Annotated in this window: 18 protein-coding genes and 2 other RNA genes; 11 read left to right on the top strand and 9 right to left on the bottom strand. The window is 45.3% G+C overall.

Annotation, left to right across the window (positions count from 1 at the left end):
* The first annotated feature begins 16 nt into the window (after nt 1-16).
* On the top strand, nt 17-2,293 hold the full coding sequence (locus SULKU_RS10055) for an ATP-binding protein (protein WP_013460854.1): 2,277 nt from the start codon (nt 17-19) through the stop codon (nt 2,291-2,293).
* A gap of 3 nt (nt 2,294-2,296) precedes the next feature.
* On the opposite strand, the gene SULKU_RS10050 is transcribed toward SULKU_RS10055, so the two are convergent.
* Nucleotides 2,297-3,040 carry a response regulator transcription factor gene (locus SULKU_RS10050; protein WP_013460853.1) on the bottom strand — a complete coding sequence of 248 codons (744 nt, stop codon included), beginning with the start codon at nt 3,038-3,040 and terminating at the stop codon, nt 2,297-2,299.
* 190 nt (nt 3,041-3,230) lie between these two features.
* Here SULKU_RS10050 and hemN point away from each other — a divergent pair, with 190 nt between their 5' ends.
* Genes hemN through lgt form a run of 5 tightly spaced genes read left to right on the top strand, consistent with a single transcriptional unit; the run spans nt 3,231 to nt 7,512 of the window.
* A complete protein-coding gene (hemN, locus tag SULKU_RS10045; RefSeq protein WP_013460852.1) occupies nt 3,231-4,598 on the top strand; it encodes an oxygen-independent coproporphyrinogen III oxidase in 1,368 nt (455 codons plus the stop codon).
* 2 nt (nt 4,599-4,600) lie between these two features.
* On the top strand, nt 4,601-5,878 hold the full coding sequence (locus SULKU_RS10040; protein ID WP_013460851.1) for a (Fe-S)-binding protein: 1,278 nt from the start codon (nt 4,601-4,603) through the stop codon (nt 5,876-5,878).
* Complete coding sequence (locus SULKU_RS10035; protein WP_013460850.1) at nt 5,875-6,372, top strand: HugZ family pyridoxamine 5'-phosphate oxidase; 498 nt, start codon at nt 5,875-5,877, stop codon at nt 6,370-6,372. Before SULKU_RS10040 ends, SULKU_RS10035 begins: the two co-directional genes overlap by 4 nt.
* Nucleotides 6,365-6,700, top strand: coding sequence for a DsrE family protein (locus tag SULKU_RS10030; protein WP_013460849.1), 336 nt, complete (start codon nt 6,365-6,367; stop codon nt 6,698-6,700). The genes SULKU_RS10035 and SULKU_RS10030 overlap by 8 nt, the downstream gene beginning before the upstream one ends.
* Complete coding sequence (gene lgt / locus SULKU_RS10025) at nt 6,700-7,512, top strand: prolipoprotein diacylglyceryl transferase (RefSeq protein ID WP_013460848.1); 813 nt, start codon at nt 6,700-6,702, stop codon at nt 7,510-7,512. The genes SULKU_RS10030 and lgt overlap by 1 nt, the downstream gene beginning before the upstream one ends.
* Here lgt and SULKU_RS10020 read toward each other — a convergent pair.
* From SULKU_RS10020 to panB, 6 genes are all read right to left on the bottom strand, one after another.
* Nucleotides 7,509-8,714, bottom strand: a complete 1,206-nt coding sequence (locus SULKU_RS10020) for an ArsS family sensor histidine kinase (protein WP_013460847.1) — start codon at nt 8,712-8,714, stop codon at nt 7,509-7,511. The genes lgt and SULKU_RS10020 overlap by 4 nt on opposite strands.
* Nucleotides 8,711-9,373 (bottom strand): response regulator transcription factor, encoded by a 663-nt coding sequence (locus SULKU_RS10015; RefSeq protein ID WP_013460846.1) that lies wholly within the window; start codon nt 9,371-9,373, stop codon nt 8,711-8,713. Before SULKU_RS10015 ends, SULKU_RS10020 begins: the two co-directional genes overlap by 4 nt.
* 8 nt (nt 9,374-9,381) lie before the next feature.
* Nucleotides 9,382-9,801 (bottom strand): hypothetical protein, encoded by a 420-nt coding sequence (locus tag SULKU_RS10010; RefSeq protein WP_013460845.1) that lies wholly within the window; start codon nt 9,799-9,801, stop codon nt 9,382-9,384.
* Between the two features lie 81 nt (nt 9,802-9,882).
* Nucleotides 9,883-10,920, bottom strand: coding sequence for an AI-2E family transporter (locus tag SULKU_RS10005; RefSeq protein WP_013460844.1), 1,038 nt, complete (start codon nt 10,918-10,920; stop codon nt 9,883-9,885).
* Nucleotides 10,921-10,923: 3 nt separating this feature from the next.
* Entirely contained in the window at nt 10,924-11,931 is a 1,008-nt protein-coding gene (gene ruvB, locus SULKU_RS10000) for a Holliday junction branch migration DNA helicase RuvB (RefSeq protein ID WP_013460843.1), read from the bottom strand.
* Between the two features lie 11 nt (nt 11,932-11,942).
* The gene (gene panB / locus SULKU_RS09995; protein WP_013460842.1) at nt 11,943-12,731 is read right to left on the bottom strand and encodes a 3-methyl-2-oxobutanoate hydroxymethyltransferase; all 789 of its coding nucleotides are present in this window, start codon (nt 12,729-12,731) and stop codon (nt 11,943-11,945) included.
* 133 nt (nt 12,732-12,864) lie between these two features.
* On the opposite strand from panB, the gene SULKU_RS09990 reads away from it, so the two are divergent.
* The 5 genes from SULKU_RS09990 (at nt 12,865) to SULKU_RS09975 (ending at nt 15,836) form a co-directional block, all read left to right on the top strand.
* Nucleotides 12,865-13,269, top strand: coding sequence for an Hpt domain-containing protein (locus SULKU_RS09990; protein WP_013460841.1), 405 nt, complete (start codon nt 12,865-12,867; stop codon nt 13,267-13,269).
* Nucleotides 13,266-14,006, top strand: a complete 741-nt coding sequence (gene trpA, locus SULKU_RS09985; RefSeq protein ID WP_013460840.1) for a tryptophan synthase subunit alpha — start codon at nt 13,266-13,268, stop codon at nt 14,004-14,006. Before SULKU_RS09990 ends, trpA begins: the two co-directional genes overlap by 4 nt.
* 45 nt (nt 14,007-14,051) lie before the next feature.
* Nucleotides 14,052-14,400, top strand: a transfer-messenger RNA (tmRNA) gene (gene ssrA, locus SULKU_RS14805).
* 139 nt (nt 14,401-14,539) lie between these two features.
* Nucleotides 14,540-14,912, top strand: a transfer-messenger RNA (tmRNA) gene (gene ssrA, locus SULKU_RS14800).
* A 399-nt stretch (nt 14,913-15,311) separates the two neighbouring features.
* Nucleotides 15,312-15,836, top strand: a complete 525-nt coding sequence (locus SULKU_RS09975; protein ID WP_013460839.1) for an antirestriction protein ArdA — start codon at nt 15,312-15,314, stop codon at nt 15,834-15,836.
* Between the two features lie 18 nt (nt 15,837-15,854).
* Here SULKU_RS09975 and SULKU_RS09970 read toward each other — a convergent pair whose 3' ends face one another.
* Nucleotides 15,855-16,256 (bottom strand): hypothetical protein, encoded by a 402-nt coding sequence (locus SULKU_RS09970; RefSeq protein WP_013460838.1) that lies wholly within the window; start codon nt 16,254-16,256, stop codon nt 15,855-15,857.
* 23 nt (nt 16,257-16,279) lie between these two features.
* Nucleotides 16,280-16,654, bottom strand: coding sequence for a chemotaxis response regulator CheY (locus SULKU_RS09965; protein WP_013460837.1), 375 nt, complete (start codon nt 16,652-16,654; stop codon nt 16,280-16,282).
* Between the last annotated feature and the right edge of the window lie 4 nt (nt 16,655-16,658).

The raw sequence follows: 16,658 nt of genomic DNA, 5'->3' as shown, positions 1-16,658 counted from the left end.
CTCCTAAGGGAATTTTATGCACTCCCCTGATATTTCAAATTTATTTCAATCCAGAACGATTCTCATCGCCGCCAAAGAATCTATTTTAAACGAATGGATCTCCGATGAATTGTGCAAATCAATATTGGAACGCCACGAAATCGATGTCAATTTTTTCAAAGATCAGTATGCCCGAAATGTCTTTGATTATTTTATAGGGGTCGTATCGGGGCAAATGGTCATCGGAGATTGTCCGGTGATTGCGGAATTGATCGATTATCTAAAAAACAAAGAGCTTAGGGCAGATGAGCTGTTTTTGTTGTGTACACGATTTAAACGATCTGTTCTTGATGCAACCTACCGTTTGGGAGTGAATGATCAGTCCGTCTTTGCATCGGTGAGTTATCTGTTTGACCAAAATTTTTCGGGTGTTTTAAAACTGTATACCGACACGATTTATCAAAAAGAACAAGAAGCGATCAATGCTTCAAAAGCCAAAGAATATTTTCTCTCCAATATGTCTCATGAGATCCGCACCCCCCTGAATGCGATTTTGGGGTTTGTATCCCTTCTGCGCGATGAGACGACGAATCCCCGTTATCAGCAATATCTGGACATTATCTCCAACAGCGGTGAAAACCTGCTGCATATTATCAACGACATTCTCGATTTCTCCAAACTGCGCAGCGGCGAATTTATGATCGATCCGCAGCCGTTTAATATTCACGATGAAATATCACATACAATGGAACTCTTCGTCCCCGGTGCGAATTCAAAAAATATTACTTTGACCAGTTTTATCGATCCTACAATCGCGTATGAAATTGTCGCCGATGCACTTCGGATCAAGCAGATTGTCGGAAATTTTTTGAGCAATGCTATTAAATTCAGCCATCATGCAGGGGCAATTCATGTGGAAGCCCGGTGTGATGAGGGGATACTTTCGCTTTCGGTACGCGATCAGGGGATCGGGATAGTTTTAGCCGATCAGGAACGGATATTCGATGCTTTTTCCCAGGCGCAAGAGGGGAGTATGAAAGTCAACGGAGGGAGCGGTTTAGGCCTTTCCATTTGCAAACAGCTGGCGCATCATATGGGGGGGGTGATTGAACTCGAATCGACGGTAGGGAAAGGGAGCTTATTTACTTTGAAAATTCCTGTCGTCGTGAATCATGAATGCGAAATTTCAAAGTTTGATGTCTCGATGTTTAAAGGTATTCGGTTCGGCCTTCTTAAATACAAATCGAGCGAGAGCTATAAACTTGAATCCTTGCAGCGTTATTGGGACCATTTCGGATTGGATGTCCATAGTATCGAAAATGTCCAGGAACCGTGCGATCTGCTCATATTTTTAGAAAGTTCGATGGATGACAAAACACGCGAAACGATCATCGCACAAAAAATTCCCTCGGTTGCTATTCTCGATTTTCTTGATGAGCGTTATGATACTATTAAGACGATCGCACCGCTTACGTTTCCGATTTACTGTACCAAACTCCAGAATGCATTATGTGATGTTTTAGGAAATAACGAACACCATCTGCCCCGCATGGTCGGTATGAATAAGCGAAAGGGATTTGAAGGAAAGATATTGGTTGCGGAAGACAACCTTGCCAATCAAGAGCTTATCAAGATTATTCTGGAACGGTACGGTCTAAGCTATATGATCGCTTCTAACGGTGTGGAAGCCCTTTATTACTATCAATCGCAGCCGTATGATATGGTATTAATGGATGAACAAATGCCTAGAATGAACGGAAATGAAGCGACGGCAGCCATTTTAGCGTATGAGAAAGAGAATAAAAAAGGGCATACTCCGATAGTCGCACTGACAGCCAATGTCGTGAAAGGGGCACGCGAACGTTCCATCCAAAACGGCTACGATGCTTTTTTAGGCAAACCGATTGTACTCAAAGAGATTGAGCAGATATTCGAACGTTATTTAAAAGCAATTGATCTGCCTTCGTATGAGCCGAGTAACCAAGTTGTTTCTAACTATCCTAATATCGATATGGATCATCTCAAAAGCGCATTAATGCTGGATGAGGAACAAATCGAGTATCTTTTGGGGATATATTATCAGAAAATGGAACATTCGCTAGAAGAACTTGCAGCGGCTATAGAGAAAAACGAGTATGAACATATCGCTTCTATTGCTCATGCGATAAAAGGGTCCAGCGCAAATTTCCGTTTTGACGAACTCTCCCGTCTTGCGTATGTGATCGAAAGTTCGGCAACTGATCATGATGCTGAGTTTGATTTTACCGAAGCGTATCACGTGCTTCGGAGCGAGTTTAAAAAGAGGTTTGAATAACGGCTATTCTTCGAGATAATACCCGACGCCCGAAGCATTTTTAATGACATCGGTCGGGAGTTTGTTTCGAAGACGCCATACCAGGGTTCGAACACTGTTGTCGGTTGCCCCTTTGGTTTCCCAGACGTAATTGATTGCCTGTTCAAAATCGACGACACTTCCCAGTTGAGCTACCAAAAGGCGGATAAAAGCGTTCTCTTTTTTAGTAAGTTTGATTTTTTGGTTTTGGTAAAAGGTCTCTCCCAATCCCGTATCGTGCCGGTAGCCGTCACCGAACTCGACAATCGGTTTGTCGGAGAGTTTTTTAGCATAGACCAGTTTCTCGAGCTCTTCGCGGTCCGATTTGAGTTCATCGATATTGGAATTTCGTTTTTTCTCTTCTTTGAAGCGATAAAGCGCCATTTGGATTGTGGTGTGCAGATTGATCGGATCAAAAGGTTTTACGATATACCCGTAAGGCTCCGTTTTCTTAGCGATGGAGAGCATATCGTTATCTGAATGTGCGGTTAGATAGATAAAGGGGAGTTGACTTTTATCACGAATGTATTGTGCCAATTCAATACCGTCCATCGTTTTTTGAAGGCCGATGTCGATGAGAACAATATCGGGATTGTAAATTTTAATTTTATTTCGCGCGGTAACGGCATTATCGGCTATCGAAATAACGTCATATCCCTGTTTCTCCAATGACATTTTTAAATTTATTGCGGTTACTTCATCGTCTTCAACGACAAGAACTTTGATCATGGGCCAGTATCCTCATTCATATATCTGATAGTTGAAAGATTTTATCACAATCTCTAATAAAACTAGATAACCGGCTGCTTAAATTTTGTGATATTTACCTCCATTAAGAGAATAATGTTTCTTTTTTATCCGTTATTCAACCCAAACGGGGCATAATCGCGTCATTCACAGGGACGATAGGGATATATATATGCTTGATTTTGACAAATTTACCAAATATTCGAAGCCGGGGCCTCGTTATACGAGCTATCCGACTGCATTGGAATTTAGCGAGAGTTTTGATTACGACGCGTATCTCTCAAAACTTCATTCGCAAGATCCGTCTCGAGAATTATCCCTCTATTTTCACTTGCCGTTTTGTAAAAATGCCTGCTATTTTTGCGGATGCAACGTTGTCTTTACCTCCAAAGAGGACAAAAAAGAGCGATATATCGATTATTTGACGCGCGAACTTCAAATTTTGAGTACCCATATCGATGTGAACCGTCCGGTGATCCAGCTCCATTTCGGAGGGGGAACCCCGACGTTTTTCGATGCCGATCAGCTTCACCGTATCATCACGGCGATCAAAAGCCATTTTAAAAATTTTGCCGAAGGGGCGGAGATCAGCTGTGAGATCGATCCGCGCCATATCGATGAAGCTCAGATGAAAGTTCTCAGCGACGCCGGTTTTAACCGTGTCAGTTTCGGTATTCAGGATTTTGACGACAAAGTTCAAGTGGCGGTACACCGTGTTCAGCCTTATGACATCACCAAAACGGCAATGGAGCTGGCACGAAAATACAATATGGTCAGCGTCAACGTCGATTTGATTTACGGGCTGCCGCATCAAAGTCTGGAGACCTTTAAAAAGACCCTTGATTTGGCTATTTCGCTCGATCCGGATCGATTTGCCGTCTTTAACTATGCCCACGTGCCGTGGCTGAAAAAGACGATGCGGAAAATCGATGAGACGACATTGCCTCATCCGGCCGAGAAACTCTCTATCATGCGCTATACGATCGATCATATGGAAGAGCGCGGCTATAAGATGATCGGGATGGACCATTTTGCTAAACCCGAAGACGAACTTTTCAAAGCGATTGAAAAAGGGGAGCTTCACCGTAACTTTCAGGGATATACGACTAAAGGGGGTGCCGATCTGATCGGTATCGGCCTCACATCCATCGGCGAAGGGGCTGATTATTACGCCCAGAATTTCAAAGATATGGAAAGCTACGAGGCCGCGATCGATGCGGGAAAATTGCCGCATGAGCGGGGTGTGGCGCTAAACGAAGATGACCGTATCCGCCAATATGTCATTATGGAACTGATGAGTAATTTCAAGCTCGATATTTCCCGATTTGAACGATTGTACGGCGTGAAATTTGCAGAGTATTTTGCCGATGCGGTTGAGGCACTCAAGCCTTTCGAAGCGGACGGCTTGCTTACGATAACGCCATCATCGATTGAATGTTCGACAACGGGGACGCTGTTGATCCGAAATATCGCCATGCCGTTTGACGCCTATATGAAACGTCACGCCTCTTCCGATAAAGCATTCAGTAAAACGGTGTAACGATGGAAAAACGCGAATTGTTTAACTTTACCGAAACATCCGATGCCTGTATTAAATGCGGAAAATGTATTCCGGTCTGTACGATCCATAACGTCAACGCCGATGAGGTTACAAGCCCTCGCGGATTTATCGATCTTCTCGGGGCGTATCAGCGCGGACAGCTGGAGCTAGATTATAATGCCAAAGCGATTTTTGAGAGCTGTTTTTTGTGTACCAACTGTACTGATGTGTGCCCTAAAGCACTTCCGACCGATATGGTCATCGAGCAGGTACGTGCCGATCTCGCCGATAAATACGGAATTGCATGGTTTAAACGGGTATTTTTCTATTTGCTCCGTCACCGTACGACGATGGATATCCTTTTTAAACTCGGATACGTATTCCAGACGTGCGGATTTAAAATCAAAGATCAGATCAACTCGATGGAACCGAGGTTCAGCCTCCCGATCATTAAAAAAGACCGGCTGCTGCCGTCGATGGGTAAAACCTCGTTTCTCAACAGTTATCCCGAGAATATCCCTCATGGGGGCAAACGGCGTGTCGCTATCTTCATCGGATGTTTGGCAAACTACAACTACACCGAGATCGGTAAGGGGCTTTTGGAAATTTTGGAGGCGTTGAACATCGATGCCTTTATTCCGAAAAAGCAGCTTTGCTGTGGGGCTCCGGCTTATTTTACGGGAGATTTTGCGACGGTCGATCATAACGCGAAAAAGAACATCGTCTATTTCGAGAGTTTCATCGATGAGGTCGAAGCGATCATCATTCCCGAAGCGACCTGCAGTGCGATGATCAAGATCGATTACGAGCATTTCTTCCACGATCAGCCCGAATGGCTTGAACGGGCTAAAAAACTAAAAAGTAAGATCTTTATGGCGACGGAATGGCTGGAGCAAAAAACGGAGCTGGGAGCACTGTTGGCATCCAAAGGGCGCAGCGATCTTAGCGTTACCTACCACGACCCGTGCCATGCTAGAAAAATGCAAGGGGTCTATAAAGAGCCGCGGGCATTGGTGGGACAAAACTATACGATTACCGAAATGAGCGATCCGAATGCCTGCTGCGGATTCGGAGGGGTGACGATGCAGACGGAAAATTTCCATTTTGCACAGGCTGCCGGAAAACCCAAAGCGGCGATGATCGCCAAAACGGGGGCGCAGGTAGTTACCGCCGAGTGCAGTGCCTGCCGCATGCAGATCAACAACTCGATGAACGAAGCAAAGCTTGACGTCGTCTTTAAAAACCCGATCGAATTGATCGCCGAGGCACTGAAACAATGACGACGATGGAAGTCGAGTCATTTTTAGAGACGTTTCAGACCTTGGTCATGGCCTCATTGACCCCCGATAGAGAGCCGCACGCCAGTACCGCCCCCTATGTTCGTTTCGGAAATGATTTTTATATCCTTATCAGTACCGTTGCCCAACACGGCCGAAATCTCCTCTCCTATCCCAATATCTCACTCCTTTTTGCCGAAGATGAGTCTCAATGCGTCCAACCGTTTGCCCGAAAACGGGTCACGATTGAAGCGTCGGTATCTGAAATTATGCATGAGGATGAAGGTTTTACACTTATCATTGAGCGTTTCAAAGCCCACTTTGATTCGGAACTGGTCACCTCTTTAAGCCAGATGGGTGATTTTCATCTCTTTAAACTCTCCCCCAAAAGCGGAAGTGTCGTGATGGGATTCGGAAAAGCATACCGATTGGATGAAAATCTAGAGGTGATGACACAAATCATGGGACAGCACCAAAAAGGTCACGGCAATGGATAAACTCCTCATTGTTTGGAGCAGCGGCGAGATCGAAGTGGCCAAAAAACTGGTATTGCTATATGGGAGTGTGATCCTCCCCCGAGGATATTGGGATGAAGCCCATCTGATGGTATGGGGTCCTTCGGCGAAGCTTTTGGCTGAAAATGCCGAACTTCAGACAATGGTTACTAAAGTTCTCGAAACAGGGGTAAAAGCGTCGGTGTGCGTCGTATGCAGCGACGATTACGGGGTCACCGAACAGCTTAGAGCTATGGGGATCGAGCCGACCCATACGGGAGAATTTTTAACACAGGCACTTAAAAGTAACTGGAAAGTCGTGACGTTCTGATGGAATTTTGGAATCACATTTACGAGCATTTTAACCCCGTAGCCTTCAACATCTTCTCCATTCCCGTCCACTGGTACGGACTGATGTACGTTCTCGCCCTTCTAAGTGCTTTGGTCATCGCCAAATGGATCGTTCAAAAAGACGCTATCGATATTACCAAAGAGCAGTTGGACGATTACTTCATCTATGCCGAGATCGGGGTTATTTTGGGAGCACGTTTGGGGTATATCCTTTTCTATGATACCCATACGATGTATTACCTTACACAGCCGTGGCAGATTTTTAACCCGTTTATCGACGGACAGTTCGTCGGAATCCGCGGAATGAGTTTTCACGGTGCGATTCTGGGCTTTTTGATCGGATCGTATATGTATCACCGCCGTCACGGTATTCCGTTCGGGCGTCTGATGGATTTGGTGGCGGTCTCCGTACCGCTGGGATATGTATTCGGCCGTATCGGCAATTTTCTGAACCAAGAGCTTGTCGGGCGTGCTACCGACGTTCCGTGGGGAATCTATGTCTACGATACGCTCCGTCATCCCTCACAGCTCTATGAGGCGTTTGTAGAGGGGATCGTCGTATTTGTTATCATCTACCTCTACCGCAAGCGCAAAGCGTTTGAAGGGGAGTTGATTTTACTGTACGGCTTTTTATACGGTATCGGACGGGGGATGGTTGAATTTTACCGTGCTCCCGATCCTCAGATCGGCTATCTGCTCGGAGAGTGGATGACGCTGGGGATGGCGCTCAGTTTTGCGATGGCGGCTTTTTCAGCGATCGTTTGGGTCTATTTTAAAAAGGGTACCCGTTAAAACCGGATACAAAAATGGTGTATCCCCTCTTCGTATTCGTAATGCAGATCAAAACGGTGCAGTTCGCACACCGACTGGGCGATGTAAAGCCCCAAACCTAGCCCTCCGTCACCCCGCTCGGTGACAAATGCCTGCAGCGCTTCCTCAACCGGACGTTTAAGCGGTTCTCCGCTGTTTCGGATACAGATTTTTGTTCCGTCACAATCGATGTGAATCGGATACGAGGTAGCGTGGCGGATCGCATTGTCGATCAGGTTTTGGAGTGCGCTCGTAAAGAGTTCGCTATCGACCATAATACTCTGTGTACATCCGCTTATCTCAACAATCTTCTCTTCTATCATCAGATTATCCAGTGCCGTTTGGATCATTGAATCAAGGGAAGTCGGATTTTTAGTCAGAGAAAAGGCGTGCATTTTTTCAATGTCCGCCATTTGGCGAATAAGACGCTCAAGCCGTGAAAAAAGTTTGGAAAGCAGGTTGCGGTTAGGGCTCGGCTCTTCGAGTTCAACGATGAGTTTCCCTTTGGTAATAGGTGTTTTAAGCTCATGCATCATGTTCCGCAAAAAAAGTTCACGCGATTTTTTCAGTTTGTTTTGCTTCTCCAGCGCATCGTGAAGGGCGTTGGATATCAAGGCAATTTCATCTTTCCCCGAACTGTGGATATCGATAATCTCTTCCCCCTCTCCGTATCGCTGTATTTGCTCATACAGATGTTTAAGGGGTTTGAGATTGCTCCATAACAGCAGATACATATTCACCAGTCCGCCCATGAGGGCAAAAAATAAAAACCAGACGAAATAGTACGTCGGCTCTTCAGCGGTATCTCTGTAATACATCGTACAGTGTTGGCGGGCCAGAGCATAGACAAAGCCGTCGCGATCTTTATAGATGGTGACACTTATGTTGCGTGATCGGAGTTTGGAACGCATCGGCGGCGGCAGAGGGATCGCTTCGCATTGGGACGTGATCGTATCGATGTGCTTAAAGCCCGCTTCCTGGAGCTCTTTATTCTGTTCCGTACAGGAGTGGATAGCGGTCTCTTCGAGGATTCGGGAGAGTTCCATCGAACGATGTGCCAGCAGATGGAATTTTTGTTCTTTCTGTTCGTTCAATGCCGAGAGAAACAGCAATATCAAAACGACTATGGCCAAAAAAAAGAAAGCGTGCAGTTTAAAAAAAACGGAGTGTCGGCGTGAAATCATAGAGTAAACTGATATCCCATCCCCCGAATGGAGCGGATGAGGGTAGGGTGTTTTGGGTTGGCTTCGATTTTTTGACGTATTCGGCTGATGAGGACATCGATGCTCCGTTCGGAACTCTCCCATTGGATCGATTCTACGTTATTGGCGATAAAATCGCGGGAGATGATTTGACGGCGATGTTTGATAAGGAGTGCCAGCAGTTCAAATTCGGCGCGTGTAAGGGGGAGAAGTTCTCCCTCTTTGTAGATACCGGTTTCATCGACTCTGAACATTTCACTGCTGGCTTGGATCGTTTTGCCGTTAATGCGGCGAAGGAGACTTTGGATTCTGGCGACAAGTTCACGCGGCTCGTAGGGCTTGGGGAGGTAGTCATCGGCACCGAGTTCGAGTGCAATCACTTTGTCTCCCAAATCACTCCGAGCCGAGGAGATAATAATAGGGATGTCGCTGCGCTCACGAAGCGCTTTGCACACATCCAGACCGTCCATATCGGGGAGGGTCAGATCGAGGAGGACGAGATCATACGATTCAATCCCCAACGATGCAAGTGCACTTTTCGGATGGGCATAGCTGATCACCTCCATCTGATAACGGCTCAGATACTGTGTCAACAGATCCGAAATTTCAAGATCGTCTTCAATCAGGAGTATTTTGACCATGATAAAGGTTATTTCTGAGGACAGTTTTTGCAGCCCATGCCGTTCATCTTCATGCCTCCCATGGGACCTTCACCCATGTTCATACCTTTCATCTCCCCTTTTATCGGACAGTTTTTTGAACCGTTTTGTCCCATCATCATTTGCATTCCCTCTAACTTAGCCCGTTGTTCTGACGTCAAGACCGACATCATTTTTTCGCGCTGTTTGTTATGGAACGCTTTTCCCTCTTCGCGGATTTTAGAAATTTGCTCTTTTTGTTTATCGTTCAAGTCCAATTTTTCCATCATCGGAGGAAGTGTTTTGGTATCGCATTCACATTTTTGCATCATTCCGCCGCCGCTTCCGCACATCATTCCGCCGCTTTGCATCGGACATGCCATTAACGCTACGCTACCTAGGATCAGTGCGATACTTAGAATCTTTTTCATTGGGTTTCTCCATGTTTTGTATTTGACTTTAACATCATAGGCCATTTTTACTAATACTCTATCAACCTTGTATTAACAATATTAATGGGTAATCTCTTCGCTTTGCGCTTCGGTGATTTTCATAAGAGTCAGAAAAAGGACGGTGATGGCCGGTCCGATAATCATCCCCCAAAAACCGAATGTAGCGAGTCCTGCAAGAATTGCGAAGAAGATGATCAATTCGTTGATCTTCTCTTGGGGTTTGATAAGCCTTTGATTGATGAGTTTTATGATGACCGGTTTGATAAACGTGTCGGCTATGACCGAAATGACGATAATTGTATAGAGGGTAATGAACAGGGCGTTTTCAGTGTGTCCCAAAGCGAGTTCGAACAGGGCAAACGGAAGCCACATAACGACTCCACCTACGACAGGAATCAGGGAGGCAAAGCCGTACATGATACCAAACAGCAGCCCGTTGTACCCCATATACCCTACCGCTACCCCGAACAGTGCCCCCTCAAATACGGCGGTCACAAGGATCGAATAAAAAACGACGCTCATCGATGAGCGCATTTCAAAAATGATGAGGGTACTCTCCTGCTGCGGAAAGTGAGCGGATCGTTTGAAAAACTCAAAAATGTCCCGTCCGTAATAGTGTGCGATAAAATAGAAAATCAAGATAAAAACGGTTCCCGATAGAAACGACATCGTGAAGCTTCCGATTTGAGATGCATAGGCGATGATGTGCTGGGTAAGGGTTTCCGGGTCAAATTTGGTCAATGCCGCTTCGATTTTTACTTCGACACGGGAGAGCGAAGGGGGCAGATGGGCTAACCATCCGCGCAGTTTGGCTTCCAGCATGCTCATGATAACGGGATCCAGATGCTGAAGCATGACGGAAAGGCGAAACATAAAATAGCCCAACGGGGCAAAGAAAAGAAGCCCAAGCAAAAGGGTTGATAACATGGATGCCAAAAACCGGTTATTGGTAAGTTGCAAGAACCCCATCTGGATATGGTGGGTTGACATGGCCAAGAGCGAAGCGACGACGATGCTCATCCAAAACGGCTCGTACAGTATAAAGATGCCGTACGAGGCTATGAGCAAAAGGGTGAGCGTGAAATACTCTTTTTTCATCGGTTATTCAAACAACCCGATTTGCGGGGTTCCGAATTTGAGCAGTTCGTACGTTTTCGGGGTTGCAACCCGTCCGCGCGCCGTCCTCTCCAGATAGCCGTTGGCAAGTAGATAAGGCTCTAAGACATCCTCGATCGTCCCCTCGTCTTCACTAAGGGCCGCGGCGATAGTGCTGAGTCCCATCGCGCGCCCTTTGGCCTCCATCAGCAGTTTGAGCAGGCGGATATCCATCTCGTCGAATCCGTTGGCGTTGATCCCCAGCTGATCGAGCGCGTAGCGGGAACGTTCGTGCAGAATGGTCGATTCGTTGGCGACGTCGGCGAAATCGCGTACCCGCTTCAGCAGCCGAAGTGCAATGCGGGGGGTTCCGCGTGAGCGTTTGGCGATCTCATTAGCGGCATCTTTATCGATATTTTTTCCCAGTTTAATTGCGGCTTGGGTGATGATGGAACAAAGCTCGTCCGGAGTATAAAACTGCATCCGAAAATTCATCCCGAAACGATCCCGCAGCGGGTTTGAGAGCATCCCGGCCCGTGTTGTCGCACCGATGAGGGTGAAGCGGGGGAGATCGATCTTGACCGTCTGCGCCGCAGGGCCTGAACCGATAATGATATCGAGACGGAAATCTTCCATGGAAGGATAAAGGATCTCTTCGACGGCAGGGGAGAGGCGGTGTATTTCATCGATAAAGAGGATATCCCCTTCTTCGAGGTTGGTGAGGATGGCGGCGAGATCACCGCTTTTCTCTATCATCGGTGCGGCGGTTACTTTGATGTTGCTTCCCATCTCATTGGCGATGATGAGGGCCAACGTCGTTTTTCCCAAGCCCGGAGGGCCGTAAAAGAGGACATGATCGAGGGCTTCGCCCCGTTTGGAACTCGCCTCGATGAAGACGCCCAGATTTTTTTTGATCTGTTCTTGCCCGATATAATCATTCCATGCGCTGGGACGCAGCGAGGTTTCTGTGACCTCTTCGGCATTGAATTTTTCGATTTCGACTATGCGTTCCACGTCAGAACTTCCTAATAAACATAATTTTCATCGGGAAATTCCCTGTTTTGGACTTCGATTTTATAGGCGTTGGCTGCTTCTTTTACCTTTTTGGCCCCGTTGATGTATTGTTTGACGAATTTCGGAACGAACGGTTCATACAATCCGAGCATATCGGAGAATACCAGTACCTGACCGTCTACACCGCTGCCCGCGCCGATGCCGATGACAGGAATCGATACATTTTTGGCAACGCGCGTTGCGACATCGGCTTTGACCCCCTCGATGACGAGGATAAAAGCACCTGCCCGTTCAACGGCCTGCGCATCGGCGATGAGAGAGAGGGCTTCTTCTTCGCTTTTTCCTTTGACTTTATATCCCCCTTCGGCACGAAAGGCTTGCGGAAGCAATCCGATGTGGCCGCACACGGCGATGCCATTGCTTGTCAAATGTCTGACGAGGTGTGCCTTATCGGTTCCCCCTTCGATTTTCACCGCATCGGCGGGGGTTTCGCGGTAGACGCGAATGGCGTTGGCTAACGCCGTTGCTTCGTCGGTATAGGTCCCGAAAGGCATATCGGTAATGACAAACGTTTCAGGAGCGCCTTTGCATACAGCCTGGGTATGGTAAATCATCTGATCCATGGTTGCACTCAGTGTATCGTTATTTCCCCCGAAGCTCATATTGAGACTGTCTCCGACGAGGAGGATATCGGCGCTCTCGCTGAAGAGTCGGGCAAAAAGGGCATCATATGCGGTGATCATCACGAGAGGAAGTGCTCCTTTTCGTTTTAGAATCGAGCCGATTGAGAGTTTTTTCATACTATAAATATCCCACAGTCATTTAAAGTAGATAGTTTACCCAAAATTTTGGTTGCAATGCTATTCTATGGCAATTAAGAGGGGATATTAAACAAAAGCTGGTTATAATTTTTGACCACAGGAGAACATCAGTATGGGCGTACGGAGCGTTTTAGAGGCTAATTTCGACTTTGAAATCATTGACGAATTTTTAGACCATTACGCCATGATGACGGAAATTATGGAGTCCCTGATCATTGATTTGGGCAATCCCGAGCGTTATCATCGAAGTATTGAAGAGCTGTTTAGGATTTTTCATAATATTAAATCTGCCTCAGGTTATTTGCAGATTGAGCCGATGGTTCGTTTGGCAACCTTTGCGGAAGATGCGCTTGAACAATTGCGATTACGCGATGCGAAAGTGAATGAAGAGACGATTACATGGCTCATCAGTGTCGCCGATATGTTTATGCAGTGGCAGGAAGATTTAAAAATGGATAATGAGCTAGCCAAAATCCATTTTTCCCTTTTAATTTTACCCGATATGGAGAAAGAGTGAAAAAACTCGTAGCATACATTACCGCAGGTTATCCCGATAAAAACTTTACCGTAGATTTGGCTTTGGCGCTGGGCGAAAACGGTGTCGATACCCTTGAACTGGGTGTTCCGTTTTCTGACCCCGTCGCGGACGGTCCTGTCATCGAAGCGGCGAATCAGCGCGCACTCGAGGGCGGCTTTCGGTTTGCCGATCTTTTGGAGATATCTGAAAAAGTTGCGCCGAAAATCGATACGTTATGGATGGGATATTTCAACCCGTTTTACCAATACGGGATGGAAGCGTTGCTTGAGAAGGCCAAATCGATATCCGTAAACGGAATGATTATCCCCGATGTGCCGTATGAAGAGGCGAGGGTGTATCACTCGCTCTTTGAAAATCGCGGATTGGCGAACATCACTTTCGTCGCTCCGACCGACGGCGAAGAGCGTATCGCGATGATCACCGCCGAAGCGCGCAAATTTATCTACCTCGTTGCCTATGCGGGGATTACCGGAAGCGGTAAAAGCGAAGATTTGGCTCCGACCTTAGCGATGATTAAACGTCATACGCAGACGCCGGTGTATGTCGGGTTCGGTGTCAACGAGCAGACGGCCCGTGAAAAAGTGCAGGGGGCGGACGGTGTTATCGTCGGTTCGGCGATTGTCAATGTCCTTTTGGACGATAGCCTCTCGAATACCCAAAAAATTGCTAAATGCTGCGAGATAACCCGTAAGATCAAATCTCTTATTAACGAATAGAGATATATAATACGATTCTAACTTCGGTTATCTACGTGGGGGCGACATGGCTTCGACTGGATCAAGAAGGTTTAGGTTGCATCGCCGGACTGAGCAGCTCCGTTATACGGCTCACACTTGCTTAAACGCAAACAACACTAATTACCGTCCTGCTTACGCTGTAGCGTAAGTTTAATTTAACTTAGGACTGCTCTACCTCTCTATGCTATCACCGAGAGGGTTTGGGGTATAACCACTGCGATAGCTATACTCTCAGGATGCCTCGACTGGGAACGAATTTAGAGGATAGTGTGCTGTAGCCTTGCACGTTGTGTGAAAGCTCACGAAACCTAAACAACGTTACTAAGCATGTAGACGCCTTTACTCTCTTGGTTTAGGACTCCGGTTCAATCCTTTAGGTTGAATATTTTTAAAGTCCATAAATAGGTTGTTTTATTGATATTTATAACCACACAAGACCACTTTAAGACCACTTTTCCGATTTTTAGGTGGTATTTTTCAAATTGATGATATACTTCGATGTTCTTATTTCTGGGGGCGACATGGCTTCGACGGGATCAAGAAGGTTTAGGTTGCATTGCCGGACTGAGCAACTCCGTTATACGGCTCACACTTGCTTAAACGCAAACAACACTAATTACCGTCCTGCTTACGCTGTAGCGTAAGTTTAATTAAACTTTAGGACTGCGCTACCTTCCTATGCTATAACTGGAAGGGCTTGGCGTATAACCCCTGTGATAGCTATATTTTTGGAATGTCTCGGACTTGAATGAATTTAGAGAATTGGACGCAGTAGCTTTGCTCGGTTGTGTGAGAGCGTCTGAAACATAAACAACGATACTAAGCATGTAGACGCCTTTATTTCCTTGGTTTCGGACTTCGGTTCGATTCCGAACGCTTCCACCAAAATTTCTTTTTTTAGAAACTTGATGGATTCATCTTTCTTCTTTTTCTTATTGTTTATCCAATCTATCAATTGTCTTACCATCACCTTTTTTTCATTTGAAACCATCCACCCTTTACCCTATCAAACATAATCTCCTATACCCCCTCAGACTTATCGTTTATCCCATCATTAGAAGTTTTCCTACAAAGAGGTTGAAACACTCGTTTAAATGTATTTAAGCGGTGATTTAAACCATCTTTGAAACTTTTCCCATTTGAGATTAACGATAAGCCTAACGGACGGAGAAAACTTTGTTTGAAGGATAAGGGTGTCGATGTTTTCGAAAAAAAGAAAATAATCGAGATTCTGAAAACCTTCAAACAGAGAAAATCGTTTTTTTGAAAGAAGGAGTAAAACCTATGGAAATTTATATCACTGACTTAGCGGCATACAACAATGGCCATCTTATTGGAGAGTGGGTATCCCTACCGATGGATGAAGACGATTTAAAATCTAAAATTACAGAAATTTTATCAATAGGTGCGGAAGTGTGTGAAGACAATGAACACGAAGAAATCTTTATCACCGATTATGAGTGTAGTTTTATGGAAATCGGGGAATTTGACAACCCATTCAAACTCAACGAAATTGCAGAACAAGCCGACGGGCTAAACGACCACGAATTAAAGATGGTTAGTTTTTTACTCCGTAATGGTTTGGTTAACAATTTTGAAGAAGCACTCGAAAAATACGAGGATGTTATCATACACGAAGATTCAACGATGCAAGATGTTGCTTATGATTTTATTGATGGATTCTATAACCTAAAAGACTTACCTCCAATCATTGCCAACGCTATCGATTATGAGCAAATAGGGAGAGAACTTTCTTATGATGGACGATATTTTGAGGAGGATGGGGATATTTATGAGTATTTGGGGTGACTATTACCCCAAAATAGTTCAATTATAGTCGTCAACCGTTCCTTTAAATTCTGCATCGTAAATTTGATCATTGATGACTAATTTATAAAGATCAACAGTATCATCACCAATTTCTTCCAACTCAACACTGTATTGCGCGATTGCTCGAATGCCATCTTCTATATATTCGGATTCGGGATCCATTTCAATCATTTCACGGTATTGAGCAATCAATCTCATATAGTAAAACTTATCGATTGTTTTATCAAAAATAACAACATCATCACCCTCAGATATTTCAAAATCAAAATCCCCTGATAATTGAAAAAATCTGTCATCATCAAGTCTGACAACATCATTCGCTACTTTCAATACCATACTGGTTTCACGAACCGTATAACCAAATAGCTCATCAAAATCTACATTTACTTGTACTTCCATTCCTTACCCTTTCTTTTTCTGAATTACAGGGCTACACCCAAAACTGCAGATAATTTTTCTTTGAGCACTTGAGGAGTAAAAGGCTTGACGATATAATTGTTCACGCCCGCCTTGAGCGCCGTCACAACCTCAACCTTACCTCCCTCAGTGGTGACCATAATAATTGGCAAGTCAATAAAACGAGAATCTGCTCGCACTTTTTTAACCAATTCCAATCCATTCATCTCAGGCATATTCCAATCGGTAATCAGCATGTTAATATCAGGGTTTTGATTAAGGATATTCCATCCTTGAAGTCCGTCTTCCCCTTCAAAAACATCTTCATATCCTAATCTTGAGAGAGTGTTTTTAATAATACGTCGCATAGTTGAGCTATCATCTACAACCAATAATTTCAAATTT

The organism is Sulfuricurvum kujiense DSM 16994, from assembly GCF_000183725.1.
GTDB classification, from domain to species: Bacteria; Campylobacterota; Campylobacteria; order Campylobacterales; family Sulfurimonadaceae; genus Sulfuricurvum; species Sulfuricurvum kujiense.
This window is presented reverse-complemented; position numbering and strand designations above follow the sequence as displayed.